This is a genomic window from Serratia sp. AKBS12, assembly GCF_024793895.1.
GTDB lineage: Bacteria > Pseudomonadota > Gammaproteobacteria > Enterobacterales > Enterobacteriaceae > Serratia_F.
This window is the reverse complement of the sequence record NZ_JANUSB010000011.1, coordinates 51,160-70,493: the sequence shown is the minus strand read 5'-3', so window position 1 is coordinate 70,493 and position 19,334 is coordinate 51,160. Positions and strand designations below refer to the sequence as shown.

Genomic DNA, 19,334 nt, shown 5'->3' with positions numbered 1-19,334 from the left:
TATCTTAACACCTGTGGCAAGGCAGTCAAAAAGCAGGGGGATTCATACGCCATGCCTTTTGGTTTTTTTTAACCAGTCCAAAAGCCCGCGCTCTTTTTCTGCCGGTACCCGCGTATAGAGCGCCCCCTTGATCTCATTGACCGCAAGAATCAACATCGTGATGTCCTGCTGCATCAACAGCAGTTTTTCCAGCAGAATTGCCATACAGTTCGGTGTTAGCTGCTGTGCCGGCAGTTGATAAACACGCAACAGTTCGCCGGTGTCTATTTTGATGTTGTCGCCCTGACCTTCCGCAACCAGCAGCTTGTTGCTGGCAATATGGCGATAGATGGTACGCCGGGTCACGCCGACCAACTTTGCCGCTTCCGTGACGCTATGTAGAGCCACGCTCGTCTCCTTATCATCCCATGCCCAACGACGGCAGACTTCGCCCCGGCGGTTAACCGTTAACCGGGCGATACTGCCGCCAGGCGCCACCCCATGTCGCCGGGCCAACGCTCTGGCGGTTAACCGCCGACGGGTCGATGCGGGTGCCGCAGCCAACCAACGGCCATCGGCGCTGTCGCTCAGCCGTTAGAACTGCCAGCCAACGCCGGCACCCAGACCATAGTCACCCTGCGTATTGGCGGTACCGCTGAACTTGACCACCATCCCCCCCTGGGTGGCGGTAGATAACCCCATGGCGACGGCGCTTGAATCATGGAAGGTACCACCGCCAATGCCGAACATAGACGCGCCAGACGTCATCACCTGCGGGATCTGCGACATGGCGAAGGCAGAGGCCACGCCGGCATTCAGCCGTTTGCTCAGGTGATTGATTTTGGCGTCCTGCTGCCCCAGACGCGTATCAAACTGGTCCATACGGTTGCTGAGCTGACCAATCGAACGGGTGTTGCTTTGCGTTTGCGTATCGACGCGATTCAATTGTCCGGCCTGCTGCGTCAATTTGCCGTCAAGTTCGCTGGTGATGTTGGCCGTCGCCTCGGTAAATTGATTGAATTTACTGGTGGTATCGGCAATTTGCTGCGCATTGCTGCCGATATCGCTGCTGTTTTTGGCAATTTTCTGCGCGTTATCATCGACGCCGGCCTGCGCCTTGTCCGCCGTTAGCTGCGCGGTTGCGGCAGCCGTGGTCGCCGTATTCGCCGTGGTTTGCGCCATATCTGCCGATTTTTGCGCACCTTCGGTCAGCGTTTTATTGGCCGCGATATCGCTGGCATTTTGCAGCCCTTGCTGCTGCGCTTTTTCTGTTGCCAACTGGTTGGTAGCAATGTCAGAGGTATTCTTGTCGACCCCCGCCTGCGCGGTCGCCGCCGCCACACTGGCCGCGTCTGCGCCTGCCTGGGCCTTGACCGCTGCGGCATCTGCCTTGTCTGCTGTCGATTGTGCCTTGTCGATCGCCAACTTATGTTCGGCAATGGCGCCGGCGTTAACGCCAATGGCGGTTTTGTTGGCATCGACGCCATCCTGCAAGGTTTTGGCGGCGGTGTTAAGCTGGCCGACGGTGGCGCCGTCGGTGACTGCCACGCCATCGGTCATGTTGGTCATTTTACGGGTAGCGTCCGGCGCGCCGATCGATACCGCGTTATCTTCTGTTGCCACCGAACCTACGCCGAGCGCTACGGAATTGACGCCGGAGGCCTTGGATTTGCTGCCGAACGCGCTGGCATTGTCCGCGCTGGCACTGGCCTCTTCGCCAATCGCCGTCGCCTGCACGCCGCTGGCCTGGGCGTAATAACCGGCCGCGGTGGAAAAGTCGCCGCTGGCTTTGGCTTCGTTACCCAACGCTGCGGATTCGGTGCCGATTGCCCCGGCGTTCATGCCTACCGCCGTCGATCCCCGGCCCTGCGTGGTGGCGTTAACGCCGATAGCGGTCTGCCGGTCGGTCAGCGCGCCCGTCGCCGCACCGGCACCCACCGCCACCGAATCCGCGCCCGGCGCCAGGCCGCCGCCGGCCTCATAAGAGCCGGCACCGGGAGCGGCCAACGCCACTTCGCCAAATAGCGAGCCGGAAATAGCCAGCGCCACCAGGGCCAGTTTGAACTTCGTCGTTTGCTTCGTCATTAATATATTCCTTGTGATGGTCGACAATAGAAAAAACAGCGGAATCCATTGCAAGAAATATAAGTTTTATTTCGCAACCAAAGAATGAATTTAATTTTATTTAACCATCACAACCTAAACCAGCGCCAGAGAAATAAGCTAAAATTCATTTGGCAATAATAAATCAAAAAAACGTTAAAATAAAAAATAACGCCCACAACAAAACCCCACCAACAGCAAATGACAGACCAAAAAACGGAAAGTGGCAACCAACCACAAACACGAATTCAGTAAATTTAAAACGCCTGTCACAAGACACATATCAACGCCAATCCCGCATTACGCCAGCCCATTACGCAAATGCCCCAATCAAGTTGTGACACAATGTCACAATAATGACACAGGATAACCACCATTTATATTATTGAGAATTAACTGAGAATAAAACCGGTCAGAAATGGTATTGGTTGATATTTATTTTTAGCAAAGCGACGTTTTATGACGTTATTTAAATCACACCAGGGCGTTTAATCACCGTTTAACTTTCCGCCATCATTATTCTTTCGCCGGCCAAACGGCTATTGCCCGCATCTGGATATTTGGCTGCGCAATTCCCATTAAATAATTTAAAAGGAAATTTCATGTACAAGAATTTATCACGCATATTGATCGGGACTGCACTGCTGACTACCGCTGCCTCCGCACTGGCCGCCACGACAACAACCTATGGCGGTAATATTCATTTCACCGGCCGTATTGTTAATGCCGCCTGTGCGGTTAGCGCCGACTCCACCGATCAGACCGTCAACCTCGGTCAATATCGCACCGCCAAGTTTACCGCCGCGGGTGATTACTCCGGCAAAGTACCGTTTACCATCAAGCTTGAGGATTGCGATACCGCCGTGTCGACCAAGGCTTCCGTGGCCTTCAACGGACCGGCCGACAAAACCGATAACACCGTGCTGGGCGTCAGCAACGTTGCCGGCGGTGCTGCCGGCGTCGCTTCCGGCGTTGGCATCGAGCTGCGCGATCACCTGGATAACGTCCTCATCCCTAACGGTGCCACCTATTCGGCTCCGTTCACCCTGGCCGACGGTAAAAACGTTTTGCACTTTACCGCCCGCTACAAAGCCACCGCAAAAACGGTGACCCCGGGTGAAGCCGACGCCGACGCCACCTTCACCATGCAATACCAGTAAACATTCCGCTCAGGGATGAACTGCGCACTTAGCCATGCCTAGCAAGGAGCCTACATTGCGACATTCAACGATTATCACCGCTGCGTTGCTGCTGTTTTCCACGGTTGCCCTGGCCGGCAATCGTCATCACGTGATCATTAATGGCGGGCAGGTGAAACTCCGCGGCGCAATTACGGCGCCCGCGTGTTCGGTCAACACGCGCAGCGGCAATCAGATCGTCGAAATGGGCGAAGTGCGCAGTAACCAATTTAAAGGGCTTGGCAGTTATTCCCCCCCGGTTGCATTCAGTATCGATCTGACTGGCTGTAGCCGGGCTACCTACCACACCGTGGACGTCAGTTTCTGGGGCGTGACCGACGGCAAGGATCCGCTGGTACTGAAAGCCGGGACCGGAACGCATGAGGGTCCCGGCATCGGCCTGGCGCTATTTGATGCTGATGACGATCTGCTGGTACCCAACGCTCCTCCGAGCCATCTGACGCTGATTAGGGATAGGGAAACAACGCTCAGATTTTCGGCCCGCTATCGGGCTACCTCGCGTCAGGTCACTGGCGGCGAGGCCGATGCCTGGGCCTGGTTCGCCCTTACCTATCAATAAGACAATCAATAACTAACGAGGTCAGCGTGTTCAAGAACAAATCAATCCGTCATTTGGGGTTAACGTTGCTGTTTGGTGCCCTTGCCGTCAGCGCCTCTGGCGTCCAGGCCGGGGGCATCGCGCTCGGAGCCACCCGGGTGGTTTACCCGGCCGATGCCAAACAGACTTCATTAGCCGTGACAAACAGCGATAAGCATCTGCGCTTTTTGATCCAATCATGGATTGAGACGACAAACGGAGAAAAAACCACTGATTTCATCATGACCCCGCCGCTGTTCGTCAGCAAGCCGCAGGGGGAAAACACCTTGCGTATCATGTACGTGGGCAAAAAACTGCCGCAAGACCGTGAAAGCGTATTCTGGATCAACGTCAAGGCGATCCCGGCGGTCGAGCGTGAGGCGGTTCAGGGTAAAAACGTGCTGCAACTGGCGGTGCTGTCGCGGATCAAGCTGTTTGTTCGCCCGGCGGGGTTGCCCACGTCGCCAGCAGACGCTCCGGCCAAACTGACCTTCAATAAAACAGGCGGTCAGTTAATTATCGATAACCCAACGCCTTACTACATTACGCTGGTTAATTTCACTATCGGCACCCATAACCTGCCCAACACCATGGTAGCGCCCCAGAGCAATAGCGGTATCGCCATCCCGACCGGCGCTGCCGGGCCGATAAAATACCAAACCATTAATGACTATGGCGCCAATACCCCCAGCATCACCGGCGTAGTGAAATAATAAAAAATTTTCCGTAGGCAGGTGTGACGAAGCGTCATTGGCTCTCAGGAAATCAGTTGCCTAAAATAAAGGAGTATTTATGCGGTTATTTGCTCTTACCAAGAGCGCACTGCTATTAAGACAATGCGGAATGTCCTGTGCGTCTTATTTTGGCTCCGCGCTGTTTATCGTTGCAATGCTGCCGCCGGCCTCTGTAAGAGCGGAAATGTTCTTTAACCCGTCTTTTTTATCGGGCGATCCCTCGGCTATCGCCGACCTGTCGCGTTTTGAAAAAGACGAGGGGCAGGCCGCCGGGCAATATCACGTCGAGCTTTACCTGAATGATGATTATATTGCCAACCGCAATATAAACTTTGTTGCTAATGAAAAATCTGCGGTAGCGCATGACGACAGCGGGCTAACCCCCTGCCTTTCGTATAATCAGCTGAAGGCGCTCAACGTCAATATGACAATGCAGAGCAAACTGACGCTATTAAAACCCGATGAATGCTTGCCATTACCAGACGTTATCGACGGCGCGCAGTCCGACTTCGATTTTGAAAAGCAGCGCTTGAAGATCAGCATTCCGCAGGTGATGCTGGTGAATAACGTGCGCGGGTATATTCCTCCCGACCAGTGGGATAATGGCATCACCGCTGCGCTGCTTAACTATAACTTTAACGGCGGCAACAGCTGGGGCACCACGCCAAGCAACAACTACTTCCTGAACCTGAACAGCGGGCTTAACTGGGGCCCATGGCGCCTGCGTGACAACTCCAGCTGGTCGTATAGCAGCGGTAACGGCAGTCATTCCAATCGCTGGCAGCACATCAGCAGTTTCCTGCAACGGGCGATTATTCCGCTCAAGGGCGAACTGACGCTGGGCGATCACGTCACCCCCAGCGACGTGTTTGACAGCGTCAACTTCCGCGGCGCCCAGCTGGCGTCGGACGACAATATGCTGCCGGACAGTCTGCGCGGGTTTGCCCCCACCGTGCACGGCGTGGCGAAAAGCCATGCCAAGGTGACCATCAACCAGAACGGCTACGTGATTTATCAAACCTACGTTGCCCCCGGCGCCTTTGCCATCAGCGATCTTTACCCCACCTCGTCCAGCGGCGATCTCAAGGTTGAGGTGCAGGAAAGCGACGGCAGCGTTAACCGCTTTACCGTGCCGTATTCCGCCGTGCCGGTGCTGCAACGCGAAGGCCGGGTGAAGTACGCCGTCACCGCCGGGCAGTTCCGCAGCGGCGACAGCAATAAAGGCAAGCCGGGGTTCGGTCAGGGCACGCTTATCTGGGGTCTGCCAGCCGGCGTCACGGTGTATGGCGGTAGCCAGCTGTCGAACGACTATGCCGCCGTGGCCCTCGGTGCCGGCAAAAACCTGGGAGAATGGGGGGCGATGTCGGCAGACATCACCCAGGCCAATAGCCACCTAGCCGACGATAGCCGTCATCAGGGGCAGTCATTGCGCTTCCTGTACGCCAAATCATTGAACGAGGCGGGGACCAACTTCCAACTGCTGGGCTACCGCTACTCGACCGAGGGCTTCTATACGCTGGATGAAACCAGCTATAACCGCACGGCCGGTTATACCCTCAATACCCAGGACGGGCCGGTCGACGTCAGGCCGGGGGCAAACCAGTATTACAACCTCAAATACTCCAAAAAAGGCCGCGTGCAGGTCAACATTACCCAGCAGGTCTGGGACTATGGTTCGTTATTCCTCACCGGCAGCCAGCAAACCTATTGGCATACCGGCGAGAAAAACGATCTGCTACAGACCGGCTACAGCGCCTACTGGAACGATATTAGCTACAGCCTCTCCTACAGCTACAACAAAAGCCCGGGGCTGGCGAATGCCGACAACCGCTTTGCGGTGAACGTCTCCCTGCCGCTGGGCAAATGGCTGTCGGGCGGCGGCAGAGCGGGCGATATCACCCGCTCGTCCAATTCGACTTATGCCACCTATTCGGCCAACACCGACGCACACGGGCAGCTTACCCAGCAGGCCGGCATCGGCGGCACCCTGCTGGCCGGCAATAACCTTTCCTACGGCGTGATGCAGGGGTACAGCAACCATGGCATCGGCGGCAACGGCAGCGCCAATCTGGCCTATCAGGGCACCTACGGCAACAGCAACGCCAGCTACAGCTACAGCAACGGCTACCGACAGGTTAACTACGGGCTGAGCGGCGGTGTGGTTGCCCACGCCAACGGCGTCACCTTCAGCCAGCCGCTGGGCGATACCAACGTGCTGATCGCCGCCGCCGGTGCCAAAGACGTGCAGGTTGAAAATGCCACCGGCGTCAGCACCGACTGGCGCGGCTATGCGGTGGTGCCCTACGCCACCACCTATCGCCTGAACCGCGTGGCGCTTGACCCGACTACCTTGCGGGACAATGCCGATCTGGACGATGCGGTAGCAAACGTGGTGCCAACCAAAGGCGCACTGGTGCGCGCGCAGTTTATGGCACGGATTGGTGCCAGGGCATTGATGACGCTAGTGCAGGGCAACGGCAAGTCGGTGCCGTTTGGCGCGACGGTAGCGCAGGAAAACGGCAGCGGTGCCAGCATCGTCGGCGAAAACGGCCAGGTATACCTGGCCGGCCTGCCGCTCAGCGGCAAGCTGCAGGTGGTGTGGGGGCGTGGCGCAGCGCAGCGCTGCGAAGTTTCTTATCGGCTGCCACAGGGCAGCGAAAACAAGGCGATAAATTACGCCAAGGCGGGGTGCCAGTGATGTCCGTATTAAAATCTACCTTGTTATTTGCGCTGCTTGGCGCAGCGTGCCTGCTGAACCAGGCGCTGGCCGCCTGTTCCGGCTGTAACCAGACGATTAATCTCAGTATCAATAAAACGTTGGGATTAACCGATAACGTGGTGGGCCATACCGAGGTCAGTACTTCTTTTACCATTTCCGGCGTAAATACCGGTTTCTTTGGTATTTTTGGTGCCGGTTATGTAAGCAACTCCTTCAGTAAGATAGACGGCACACTACCTCCTTTTGGTACTTCGCCAACCGATTGGGTGTATCAACCGATAGATGACTATTTCGCCGTTGCGGTCCGTACTAGGGGTGCGTGTAAAACTCTGTATCCCCCATTTAACCAAAGTGCTGTACGTCCTGATACATGTCAACCCGGCCCTACCTCTGGTGTATATGCCCCTACAACCTGGGATTCCTCGCTAAAAATAATCCGGCCGCTGATCAACGGCACCTATGCCAACAATGTCTTCCTCGGCCGCTGGGGGGCCTGCCTTGGCATATCGTGTAGCAAACAAACTATAGTCATTGCCAACATCTACCTTAACTACAGCATCACCGTACCGCAGACCTGCGTGATCAACGCCGGGCAGATCGTTACCGTCGACTTCGGCAACGTTTCCACCGGGGCGTTTAAAACCGCCGGCGCCAAGGCCAGCGGCGTTACACCGATAGCGCGCAACCTGGGCATCAAGTGCAATAACATCGACGCCTACGCCAATCTAAGCCTGCGCGTGCAGGCCGACAACACCGCCGGCAACGCTCTGGTTTCCACTAACAAGGACGTCGGCTTTGTCATCACCGACGGGAGCGACAGGCCGCTGACGCCGAACGACTTTTCCAGCGTGCTGCCGTTCAAGCTCGACGGTACCACCAGCGCCAACGTCACCATCAAGGTTTATCCCGTCAGCGTGACCGGCGTTAAACCGGCAGAAGGCCCGGTGACCTCGCAGGGTTACCTGCGCATTGACTTCGCCTGAGGAACCCGACATGAAGAAACAGCTTATCGCCCTGCTTGCTCTGCTCGCGGCCTACCAGTGCCGGGCCGATCTTGGGGTGATCAACATCTCGATAACCGCCAATCTGGTTGCCAACACCTGCAGCGTCAGCCTGGCCTCGCAGAACCAGACGGTACAGATGGGGGACTGGGCAGACAAGCAGTTCGCCGTCAACCAGCAGACGCCGGCCAAACCCTTTATCCTGACGCTGGAAAACTGCGACGCCGGAGCAAGAGGCGTCAAAATAACCTTCAACGGCGCCGCTAACGGCACCGATGCAACCCTGCTGGCGTTAGCCGGCGCCGGCTCGGCACAAAACGTCGGGCTGGCTATTCTGGATAAAGACAAAAACCGCATCCCGCTGGGTAAGCCCACCGGCCTCTACCCGCTAAAAGCCGGGCCGGGTAACCAGAATCTGCAATTCTACGGTCAGTACGTCGCCACCGCGCTGCCGGTCAAGGCAGGGCTGGCCAATGCCGACGCCACCTTTGCCCTTGAGTATCAATAAGGTTGCAATCGCATACAGCGGAGCAAGGTTGGGGAATCAGGTAGAGTAGCCAGAACGGTTTAAACGCAGCGTTTGGAGCGGGGGCTGTGGTGCGTTGCGGGAATTTATTAAGCCGGGTAAGCCGTTACAGAATGCCTTTATTGAACGCTTTAACCAGACGCACCGGACAGAGATAGCGGATTTTTATCTGTTCATGACGCTGAATGAAACATGGAAGATCGCAGAACGCTGGCTGGCGGAATACCACAGCGAGCGACCTCACGCCCCCTGAATAGCCTGACGCCGGGAGTATACCGGCTGATGGCGGATAAACCGGAGCTCTCAAAACTGCGTGGAACTAAAACAGGCGTACCAACAAAAGCAGTTAACTATTATTACAATAAAACAGAGGCGTGCTAACGAAACTAATCACATAACCTTTCTTTTCTTTATAAAAGTTAAAGGTTATATTCTTCTCTGCCTCTGAAAAAAAAGCAGGATAATGCGCGGTAAAAACCTGTTCAGGAACATTATCCAGCGGTTTCTTTTGTATGGCTTTATTTTTGAACAAATAGCCATTCCCCCCCTGTCTCCTGTAGGTAAAGTAAACATCTCTACTCAGGGGGTATATCTTATTATCCGACTCAATGCTGCCATTCAGCATAAAAACGCCAGAACCATCAGCCATTATCAAATGATAGTTGGCTTTTATTCTCACACTATCGTGATAAAGGGAGTGATAGACTTCACAATCAATGTCTTCCGCCATGGCTGAGGACATTGCTACCGATAAAAGCATCGTGCCCATGATGTAATTCAATATATTATTTCTTTTGAGCAAGAACATAAGTCACCGAATCGCAATTGAGAGGATTTGCCTTCCCGCAGATAAACACAGTCAACCGGGGAGATGCGGAAAAATAGGATATGAAATATTTTTCATCTGTTGTACAGCGGTACCTCTTCTTAACCAAATAATCCACGGCAAAGACATTATCTTTATTTTTTACATTAAAATAAAAGCAACTAGGGGTATCGGCTACTCTTACATATCCTGAAAGGCGCAACGGCTTTTGATATTGCAGAAAGAACCAAAGGCATACTGACAAAACCACAATAGCTGCAAAAATCACAATAAATTTCCATTGTTTTTTTCCGGCGTCTGTTTCCAGCATAGCTGTTTCAGTATCAGCGCCACTCTGCTCCGGTAAAGCTAAATAATCGTCCCGTTCAGGAGTCAATAAACGTTTATCATTTTCATGAGGCAATAATTCCTGACTATCAGTATCTAGAGGATTGTCTGTAGTAACTGCAATTTTGTTATCATTGTTGCTTTTTTTAACATTAATATACGTATTAATCCTGAGCCCCCGCCCTCTGCGGGTTGCAAACAGCTCTTTTTCATAGCCAAGTCTCTTCAGTGCCTTACGTAAATTGACAAAACACTGATAATATGCCGGGATCGAAAGGGTACTAAGGGCATCTTTCCCCCAACCGGCAATCATTAACTCGGTCTGAGGAACCACCTCGCCCTGCCTTTCAAGGAGCAGTTTAAGGCACCGAGCACCCGCACTCTGTATTGGCAACTTTGTTCCTGTCTTTAAGGATTCAATAATTTTTTCTTCCGGAACAAAAACTATTAGATTATCAATAATATATACTTCCATACAAATCACCGATTCGATTATTGTGCCGACAACCTTCTTATACATATATTATAAACACTAACTCAAAGAGCAAGTAACTTTGCTTGCAATTAATATCCATTTATTTGCAACATGCAATTAACAAAAAATATACCTCCTATAAAAACTTATTTCCAATACATTATTATCTTCGGTTTGTTTTTCTATGCAACTCTTTGATTTTAATGTTGTTTTTGTTTTTGTTTTATGAAAGTCCTTCCTCGATTAAGAGTTTTACCATAAATTTATTAACCAGAGAAATATGATTTAAATCAGTATTTATTTTAACTGGACTTTTAGTGCTTTTATCTCAATGCGCGGGGTTTAAAGGATATTCATGTTAGCCAGCCATTTTATATCAGATAACAGATTCTTTCTGTATGGCTTACAGAAAACCATTGCTCATATCAGGCCCAATGCTAACTTCATTATGGTAAGTGATACTGATGGAGCACACAATTTTAATCCAGCACATGGGGATATCGTGGTACTCGCAATCAGTTCTCCGTTGCTTCGCCGTGAGTTTATGAAAAAAAGAACAATCAGCAAAACGCGACTGATTATTATGCTAGATCAGTATATCACAATCTCCAAGCGCAACCATTTTCCACGATTGCTGGCAAAGAAAACAACGCTGGAAGAACTTAACAAAACCATTGAACATGCGTTGCACTCTGAAATAAACCTTACTGTTTTGCCAGGGAAACGCAGGGATGTAATCAGACAACTGAGTAAGGGACAAGCCCCGGAAAGCATTGCAAAGACTTACGGGGTTTCCGAGAAAAGCATTTATTTTGTTAAGCGGGATGTGCTTTTTAAATATGGAATAGAAAGAAGAAATGCCGTTACCACCATCCTGTGTCAGGACATATTGGAGTGGATTAGATAACGGTAAAAAACGAATCTTAGCATGAGTTTTTCTTCTTATTTCTCAAAACCAGGATACAGCTTATAAGCGTTTATTTAAAACTCGTTTTACAAAAATGGTAAATCGAATTTTAAGAGACCATCACTAGGAACTTAAAGCCACTTCCAGCATGGAGGGAATTATATAAATAAATTTCATGGAGGTTTGCAAAGATAAAAATTCCTGTTACGTAACGTCATTCAATAACTATGGGCAACAAGTCATTTCCGTATACTGACAAAATAATCAGAGCGGGAATAAACTATAAAGGGTAGTAATTATGTTTAGATCAAGCAAAATCCTGACCATTCTGGCAGTTTCTTCATTACCTTTAGCCGCTATCGCAACGCCGACCGTGACGTTCGAAGGTGAGGTTACCGACCAGACGTGTGTAGTCAGCGTCAACGGGCAGACTAATTCCGTCGTCATGCTGCCAACCGTTGCCATGACGGAATTTGGTGCAACACTGACAAACGGCCAATCTGCGGGTCAGACACCTTTCACCGTCTCTATTAGTGGTTGCAAGGTTGATGCGACTAACGCTCAGCCCGTCAAAGTTAAATTTTTAGGCTACGATGTGGATGCCCCGACCGGCGTACTGGGGAATCGAGCAACCACCAACGGGGCTGTTGGTTTTGGAATTCAGTTAATGGATGAAGGTACCGGTGGCAACCCAATTGTGTTGAATGGTCCTACATCGGTTTCAGGCCTGTCCTTGGCCGCTAATGCGACCTCTGCCAGCCATGACTTTGGTGCACGATATTTTGTAACTAATGCCGCGATAGCCAAGCCTGGCAAGATCACGGCAGTCGCCGAATACACGCTGTCTTATTTCTAAATTGCTCTACATTCTGGCTGTATTCACAGCCAGAATATCCCCATGAAAATGGGAAAGTATTGTATTGAGTCAGAGGTTTACCGATGCGCATTTTTTTATTCTCACTTCTTGTTGTTGTATCACTTATTGGCCAACTTGCTCATGCCAGTGTCGTTCTGACCGGAACCCGGATAATATATCAAGCGCAGTTAAAGGAAAAAACCCTGCACTTCACTAACAAAGGATCCAATCCCTATATTGTTCAACTTAATATTGAAGAAAACTTATCAGATAATAAAAACAGCGATATGTTTGTTGTCACACCTAATGTATTCCGTATTGAACCTGGCAAGGCTCAGACAGTACGTCTGATTTATACTGGCAATAAAACACAAGACGGTAAAGAGCAGATTTCCTTACTGAGTTTCAGCCAACTCCCCGCGGTCAACACCGATAAAAGTGGCGCAAACAGCCTGGTACTTGCCATTACCAGCAAGGTGAAAATATTTTACCGCCCACAGGCATCCTCCCGTGGAGCAGCGGACATTGCGGAGCAACTCACTTTCCGTCAGCAGGGTAAATATATGATTGTGAGTAACCCGAGCAGTTATTTTGCCGTGATCCGTTCAGCCTCATTATCACTGAACAATAAAACATTTCCTTTGGCAAACTCGCTGATGATTCCGCCAGGTGAAACGGAAAAATGGCCAATCCCTGCCGCATTGTCTCATCTTCAGGGCAGCACATTAATATTGTCGCTGGTCAATGATTACGGTGTGGATGTCAGAACAGAACGTCGTTTATGAGCCTGTACCCAACTATTAAAGATATATGGTTAACACCGGGACAAAAAGTAATGGCAAAGTTGGCTGCGTTTATTTTTACAATAACCATTGCCCCCGTCACTATTGCTGGGAGCAATACAACCTTGCCTATTACACAGGCGGACAATGATGAGCACGGATTTGACCCGGCACTCTTCCGGGGAAGCCGCTTCAGCCAGTCCGCTATCGCACGGCTGTCCAAACCTGGTGCCATTATTCCTGGTAGCTATAAAACCGATGTCTACCTGAACGGCCAATATATTGAGCGTCACGATATTCTTTTTAAGGAAACCCCCGAAGGAGATATTCAGCCCTGTCTGACCCCTGAGGTTCTAAAAACCACAAAAATCAAAATCAGGGAGGATAAAAAAGCCCTTATAAAACAGGATAAGGAGTGTCAGTTATTTACGCAGCTTGTCAGCAACGGGAGCAGCGAAATGGATACTGCAAGATTGCGTCTTGATCTGTCTGTCCCTCAGGATCAGATATTGAAGCTCCCCCGTGGCTACGTTTCGCCCGATGCACTGGATTCCGGTAGCACTCTGGGTTTCCTGAACTACATCGGAAACTATTATCATGTTTCCTATTCCGACAATAATATCAGCGAGCGGGATTCTGTCTGGATCGCGCTGAACGGCGGGATTAATCTCGGCAAATGGCAGTTCCGGCAACTGACTAATTACAGCTATGACAGCCATGCCGGCGGTGACTGGAATATTATCCGCAGCTATATTCAACGTCCCCTTCCCGCGTTCGGCAGCCAGCTACAGTTGGGAGAGCTCGTGACCAGCGGTCAGTTTTTCTCCGGCCTTTCTTTCAACGGCCTCAGCCTTGCAACTGACGAGCGTATGAAACCGGATTCCCTACGCGGCTATGCACCGGTAGTCCGGGGTATTGCCGCCACAAATGCCAGAATATCCATCAGCCAGAACGGACAGGAAATTTATCAGACCACCGTCTCTCCCGGAGCATTTGAAATTAACGATCTTTACCCGACCAGCTACAGTGGCGATCTCGATGTGACCGTCACCGAAGCGAACGGGGAAGTCACGCGATTCAGCGTTCCCTTTGCCGCCGTTCCGGAATCGATGCGTACCGGAACCCACCGGTATAACCTTGCCATGGGAAAAACACGTGACGGTGGCAAAGATTCCCCCTTCACCGATTTCGTCTGGCAGCAGGGACTGAGTAATACCATCACGGCAAACGGCGGCATACGCATTGCCGACGGCTATCAGGCGGCAATGTTTGGCGGAGTGTATGGCGGATTTCCCGGCGCTTTGGGATTTGATTTGACCTGGTCACAGGCAAATCTTCCTAACGATGAGAAATCACGCGGCTGGATGACGCATTTGTCATGGAGTAAAACCTTCCAGACAACCGGCACCACCCTTTCTCTGGCAGGATATCGATATTCGACGGCCGGCTACCGGGATCTCAGTGACGTCCTCGGCGTCCGCGATGCGGCAAGGCGCGGGTATAACTGGCAATCCGGCACCTATCAGCAGCAATCACGGTTTGAGCTTTCACTCAGCCAGAGTATGGCCGAGTACGGAAACATTTTCCTGTCCGGCTCTTCACAGGATTATCGCAACGGGCGCAGCCGGGATACCCAGTTGCAACTCGGCTACAGCAACAGCTTCAGTTCAGGGGTCAGTATGAATGCCACCCTTTCCCGACAGAAAACCGGCGGCTATCACAATGCTGAAGGGAGCATGCAGACGATGGCTTCACTCTCTTTATCTATCCCTCTGGGTAGCCCGCGAGCACGCAGATCGATAATGACGTCATCCTGGACCCACTCTTCTGGTGAAGGTAATCAGTATCAGAGTTCGGTTTCCGGAATGGCAGATGAAAAACTGACCACCAGTTACAGTCTAAATGCCAGTTATGACCAGCATAACCGACAGACGGTCATCGGCGGGAACCTGCAAAAGCGTATGCCTGTCACCACCCTGGGACTGAATGCCTCCAAGGGAGACGATTACTGGCAAACTTCTGGCAGTATTCAGGGGGGACTGGCCATTCATTCGGGCGGTATTACCGCTGGTCCTTATTTAAGCGACACCTTTGCACTGATTGAAGCCAAAGGTGCAGCAGGTGCCGGACTGTTCAGCTCGCAACAAATCACTATCAATAACCAGGGATACGCACTGTTGCCATCCATGACACCGTACCGGTTTAACCGTATTACCCTCGATCCCGCCGGCATGAATGAAGATAGCGAACTTATCGACAGTGAGCACAACGTGGCTCCCGTGGCCGGTGCCGGGGTAAAGGTAACGTTCCGCACCCGGTCAGGGAAAGCGCTGTTGATAAAATCAACGCTACAGAACGGATTACCGGTTCCGGCCGGCGCCGACGTGCTGGAAGAAAATGGTGGTATTGTCGGAATGGTCGGCCAGGGCGGGCAGATTTATGTCCGCAGTGAGCAGAGCAGCGGGAAATTAATCATACGGTGGGGAGAAGGCTTGGGAGACCGCTGCCTGTTGCCTTTTGATATTACAAAACTCCCCACCGATCGGCATTTAATCAGGCTGACCTCGACCTGCACGGGATAAAGAAAATGCTCCGTATAAAATTGTTATCACAGATCTTAAAATCCTGCATGATTCTGATCTTAACCGTCTTATCACTGTCAGCTTACGCTGCCTGTACAAAAACAAGCGTTCCACAGACTGAGGACGGTTATACCGCTATTATTCCCTTCGGTAAAATCAACCTCACAGATGCATATTTTTTACCTCCAGGCTCACATATTTCCACTGTTATTGTTCCACCAACAAACTATACCACCGGTGGCGCAAGTGGCTCCTCTGTGCTGTGGGAATGTGACGCCGCTGACTTGCCTGGGATCTATTTCCTGGTAGCCACTAATGGTGACGATCGCGTAGGTGGATTTTATGATATCGGCGCGCCTGACGGATTAACCGACGTGTACGCCACCTGGTTTGCTTATGTTGGTCTGAAACAGACAATGGCCGGCGTCACCTTGACACGCTACTGGAAAAAAATTCCTGTATCATCTTATGCGACGACAGGAAACGGAAAAATACAGATTCGTCTCCAGGATATTCCACCACTACAAGCGGAACTTTACCGGATAAGTACATTACCAGCGACCGGTGCAAGGTCGGCTTATTGCGGTAATAATAATAGTGATGGCGCAGGGATTGGCTATGCCAGTTCAACGGGCCGTATTTATAGCTGTATACAACCCAACGCCTATATTCAGCTCGCCGGTGACGCATCTGTCTCCATTCTTTTTGCTCATGATAAACCCGGGGAGGACAGTGCAACTCGATTTCTGTTCTGGGGAGCTGATAACGGCTTCGGATATGGGATGCGGGTGGCAAATAAACTCTACGCCAATCCAACCTGCGTCGCCCGCAATGCCAGACCGGTGGTCATGCTGCCCACCGTGACAGTGGCGGAGCTGGAAGCTGGCAACAGCAGTAACGCAAACTTTACCGTCAGGGTGGAATGCAATAATTCGGCAACATCAGGCGTGGCAGATACTCAGACAGCGTTGGGGTTTCAGGTATCAGAGGGCGCCTACAGCGCTGCGCTGTCTATGGGGCTAGTGAATGCTAATGGCGGCGTCAGAGCCCTATTGTCTGATAACTATTTTTCGCCTGGAATAGCCAAAGGCGTGGGTATATTCCTGTCCTACAGCGGTGATTCCGGTATTCCAATGACTCTTATTGGTCAGCCTGGGATCGCAACACTCACGCCTGGTGGCAACGCGGCGGGCTGGTATCCGGTGAAAAAAGGAGCCACGCCTGAAGGAACGTCTATCAGCGGTTATACTTATTACACCTATAATTTTATTGCCACTTTAAAGAAACTGGATGGCCAGACAGTCACGCCAGGCAAAGTCCATGCCACAGCTTCGGTACTGGTAAAAATGCAATGAAGTTTATTTTAATCAACCTACTGTCACTGATAGTGGCCCTGTCAGCAGAAGCCGGCATTATGCCGGCCTCCACGCGGGTTGTTTATGAAGCACATCAGCGTGAAAAAACCCTGATGCTGGTCAACACTAACAGGTATCCGATTATCGTTCAGAGCTGGGTGGACAAGGGCGCCGGGGATCCTGATACCACGGAAGCTCCCTTTGTGGTACTGCCGGCTGTTTTTCGTCTGCAACCTGAAAGAACGCAGGGGATAAAAATTGTATATAACAGGGATCCGATGCCTGCCGATCGAGAAACGTTATTCTGGTTAAATTTGTATGAAATTCCACCAACCACTCACATACCAAATGACAACACCAAAGTCACGCTGACCATGAACACACAGTTAAAACTCTTCTTCCGGCCTGCGGGTATCAGGGCGACCCTCAGTGAAGTGGCTGATAAACTGATTTTTCGGATTCGGGTTGAGCCAGACGGTAGTTATATCGAATGCCAGAACCCCGGGCCGCTTCATGTTTCCTTGACTTCGGTTGCCCTGGTGGCAGCTGGCAACCAGTACGCGGTGGAAAAACAACCCGATATGATGATTGGCCCATTCAGTTCACGTCGGTATCGCTTCAGTGCCGCGCCGCCGAGCAATACATCCAGCCAAGTCAAATTTCAGTATCTTAATGATGCAGGTGGCGTTCAGGAAAAAACAGTGCCGATTACCCGCTGATCCAGAAACAGTTTTTAGCCGGTGCAGGGGGCATTGAACAATAATTCAATCGATTTGCTTTAACAGCACATACACCAATCCCAGTGTAGAGCGACCGCCAACGGTTTGAAATACCCCCAGATCGACCACACAGCAAACAGTGACAGCGGCGAGTGTAGTTCAATGGGGTAGAAAGCAGTCGATGGGAATCATTTTGCTGAAGGCGATTATAAATCAAATGGTTGATTTATAGGTAGAAATTGGAGCGGGTGAAGGGAAATCACCCCCGCTCCAATGATCTCGTAATCCTATGGATTTATTAACAAAAACTCGACGCATTGTAGGAGGGTTTTGTAGGAAGGACTACAATTTCCTTACAATGCCTCCCCTTAAAGCGGACAGTTTTCGAGACTTCGGCAAAAGTAATAGTTCTTTGAAGATGCAACTGAAATACGATTCAACTCACGCACTTTGTGAACATTGATCTTAGTATCGGGAGCATTAGCAAAGAACACATGCTGAGGAGACACCGGAATAAAAGGCGTTAAACCATCACTATCTTCAGGATAGTAATCAGCAACTAAAAACTCTCCCCTAGCAGCCGTCCATAATCCCCATCTTATTGGTTTCATGAAATGGCTAGCCTTATCGATCATCATTTGTACCTCAATACCTTTAGCGAAGTGATACGGAAGTCCTCCTCCTTCTGCAATAAATATTGCATGCTTGCTTTCCACAATCTCTTGTTCATCAATAGTTAACTCCCCTCCTATAACACCATTAAGTAGCAAATCTTTTTTCTCTTCATCTCTTGCAGAGCCTCTAAGACGCCACAAATGGAAATAACGAGTTATAGCGTCATGATTTCTATTTATGATGGTGGTATCAATACTATCGATCACCTCAAAAAATGCGGTTTCTATACTGGTCATATAACCTTTTTCAGCGCGTTGATCCCAAGCTCTTTTTGCACAAAAAATCGCGGCATCTGGCTTTCTCTGCACCCATTGAGAGATTGATTTATCAAAAACGTTCAACAAACCTTTTTCACCGGCAAACTTTTTTAGGCAATGCGCTGCGTGGATATGTTGATCAACGACTAATTGATAAGGATTTCTTTTTTGAACCCTTCTAAAAGTTGGCTGTGTCATAATGATTTCCCAGGTACCCATAATCGAAACATCGAAGCGGACTCACCGCTAGTTGAAATATTAAGGTCGCTCCTCATCTTGATAAGCAGCAACGACAGTAACTCATCATGACGTTCAAGGGTTCGGCTCGGGTTGCTTGACTTTGTTTCGTCCTGAAATGCTTGCAGAGTTTTGATCATTGATGCTGGCACAACGAGATTAAGGTTATTGCAAGCTACCGCAAACCACTTTTGCCCTTGAAAATTATTATCGCCTTCGAGAAGGTCACTCCAATACTCAAATGATACCGACTTACCCTCTCCCTGCAAGCTATAAGGCACGCAGCGGCGTTAAAAATGCTCGGCAATGAATGGATAAGAGGTCGCAGGAATCGGCACAGGACGTTATAGGTATGAGGAATGGGTTAGCCTACCCCTCCCTGCGTTCGGCACGCGTATAACAGAGGGGTACGGGGGACTGGTGGGCGTGAGTCGGTGGAGGGACACCCTCGCATGGGTATAATAAAATCTCTATGCTCATAGAATATACGAAAGAGAA

Annotated in this window: 17 protein-coding genes and 1 pseudogene; 13 read left to right on the top strand and 5 right to left on the bottom strand. The window is 50.8% G+C overall.

Translation table 11 applies throughout. The features are described 5' to 3' along the window. Window positions 1-42: 42 nt before the first annotated feature. A complete protein-coding gene (locus NYE85_RS08950) occupies window positions 43-387 on the bottom strand; it encodes a helix-turn-helix domain-containing protein (RefSeq protein WP_259004390.1) in 345 nt (114 codons plus the stop codon). A gap of 186 nt (window positions 388-573) precedes the next feature. Next, window positions 574-2,064, bottom strand: coding sequence for a YadA-like family protein (locus NYE85_RS08945; RefSeq protein WP_259004389.1), 1,491 nt, complete (start codon window positions 2,062-2,064; stop codon window positions 574-576). A gap of 620 nt (window positions 2,065-2,684) precedes the next feature. Here NYE85_RS08945 and fimA point away from each other — a divergent pair. The 7 genes and pseudogenes from fimA to NYE85_RS08910 form a co-directional block, all read left to right on the top strand. Then, complete coding sequence (gene fimA / locus NYE85_RS08940) at window positions 2,685-3,242, top strand: type 1 fimbrial major subunit FimA (RefSeq protein ID WP_259004388.1); 558 nt, start codon at window positions 2,685-2,687, stop codon at window positions 3,240-3,242. A gap of 55 nt (window positions 3,243-3,297) precedes the next feature. Next, on the top strand, window positions 3,298-3,840 hold the full coding sequence (locus NYE85_RS08935) for a fimbrial protein (RefSeq protein WP_259004387.1): 543 nt from the start codon (window positions 3,298-3,300) through the stop codon (window positions 3,838-3,840). A gap of 26 nt (window positions 3,841-3,866) precedes the next feature. After that, window positions 3,867-4,571 carry a fimbria/pilus periplasmic chaperone gene (locus NYE85_RS08930; RefSeq protein ID WP_405050658.1) on the top strand — a complete coding sequence of 235 codons (705 nt, stop codon included), beginning with the start codon at window positions 3,867-3,869 and terminating at the stop codon, window positions 4,569-4,571. A 79-nt stretch (window positions 4,572-4,650) separates the two neighbouring features. After that, window positions 4,651-7,290, top strand: coding sequence for a fimbrial biogenesis usher protein (locus NYE85_RS08925; RefSeq protein WP_259004386.1), 2,640 nt, complete (start codon window positions 4,651-4,653; stop codon window positions 7,288-7,290). Further along, on the top strand, window positions 7,290-8,294 hold the full coding sequence (locus NYE85_RS08920) for a fimbrial protein (protein WP_259004385.1): 1,005 nt from the start codon (window positions 7,290-7,292) through the stop codon (window positions 8,292-8,294). Before NYE85_RS08925 ends, NYE85_RS08920 begins: the two co-directional genes overlap by 1 nt. 10 nt (window positions 8,295-8,304) lie before the next feature. Continuing rightward, the gene (locus tag NYE85_RS08915) at window positions 8,305-8,820 is read left to right on the top strand and encodes a fimbrial protein (RefSeq protein ID WP_259004384.1); all 516 of its coding nucleotides are present in this window, start codon (window positions 8,305-8,307) and stop codon (window positions 8,818-8,820) included. Between the two features lie 97 nt (window positions 8,821-8,917). Further along, window positions 8,918-9,161: pseudogene (locus NYE85_RS08910) on the top strand (transposase); the annotation flags it as partial. A 23-nt stretch (window positions 9,162-9,184) separates the two neighbouring features. Here the strand turns inward: NYE85_RS08910 and NYE85_RS08905 are convergent. Then, entirely contained in the window at window positions 9,185-9,619 is a 435-nt protein-coding gene (locus NYE85_RS08905) for a hypothetical protein (RefSeq protein ID WP_259004383.1), read from the bottom strand. A 4-nt stretch (window positions 9,620-9,623) separates the two neighbouring features. Next, window positions 9,624-10,466 (bottom strand): hypothetical protein, encoded by an 843-nt coding sequence (locus NYE85_RS08900; RefSeq protein ID WP_259004382.1) that lies wholly within the window; start codon window positions 10,464-10,466, stop codon window positions 9,624-9,626. A gap of 355 nt (window positions 10,467-10,821) precedes the next feature. On the opposite strand from NYE85_RS08900, the gene NYE85_RS08895 reads away from it, so the two are divergent. The 6 genes from NYE85_RS08895 (at window position 10,822) to NYE85_RS08870 (ending at window position 17,667) form a co-directional block, all read left to right on the top strand. After that, window positions 10,822-11,373 carry a hypothetical protein gene (locus NYE85_RS08895; protein ID WP_259004381.1) on the top strand — a complete coding sequence of 184 codons (552 nt, stop codon included), beginning with the start codon at window positions 10,822-10,824 and terminating at the stop codon, window positions 11,371-11,373. 298 nt (window positions 11,374-11,671) lie between these two features. After that, a complete protein-coding gene (locus NYE85_RS08890) occupies window positions 11,672-12,229 on the top strand; it encodes a fimbrial protein (RefSeq protein WP_259004380.1) in 558 nt (185 codons plus the stop codon). Between the two features lie 83 nt (window positions 12,230-12,312). Further along, the gene (locus NYE85_RS08885) at window positions 12,313-13,014 is read left to right on the top strand and encodes a molecular chaperone (RefSeq protein ID WP_259004379.1); all 702 of its coding nucleotides are present in this window, start codon (window positions 12,313-12,315) and stop codon (window positions 13,012-13,014) included. Next, window positions 13,011-15,593, top strand: coding sequence for a fimbria/pilus outer membrane usher protein (locus tag NYE85_RS08880; protein ID WP_405050657.1), 2,583 nt, complete (start codon window positions 13,011-13,013; stop codon window positions 15,591-15,593). Before NYE85_RS08885 ends, NYE85_RS08880 begins: the two co-directional genes overlap by 4 nt. Before the next feature lie 5 nt (window positions 15,594-15,598). Further along, entirely contained in the window at window positions 15,599-16,948 is a 1,350-nt protein-coding gene (locus tag NYE85_RS08875; protein WP_259004378.1) for a fimbrial protein, read from the top strand. Beyond that, window positions 16,945-17,667, top strand: coding sequence for a molecular chaperone (locus NYE85_RS08870; RefSeq protein ID WP_259004377.1), 723 nt, complete (start codon window positions 16,945-16,947; stop codon window positions 17,665-17,667). Before NYE85_RS08875 ends, NYE85_RS08870 begins: the two co-directional genes overlap by 4 nt. Before the next feature lie 368 nt (window positions 17,668-18,035). Here NYE85_RS08870 and NYE85_RS08865 read toward each other — a convergent pair whose 3' ends face one another. Beyond that, a complete protein-coding gene (locus NYE85_RS08865; RefSeq protein ID WP_259004376.1) occupies window positions 18,036-18,797 on the bottom strand; it encodes a hypothetical protein in 762 nt (253 codons plus the stop codon). Window positions 18,798-19,334: the final 537 nt, after the last annotated feature.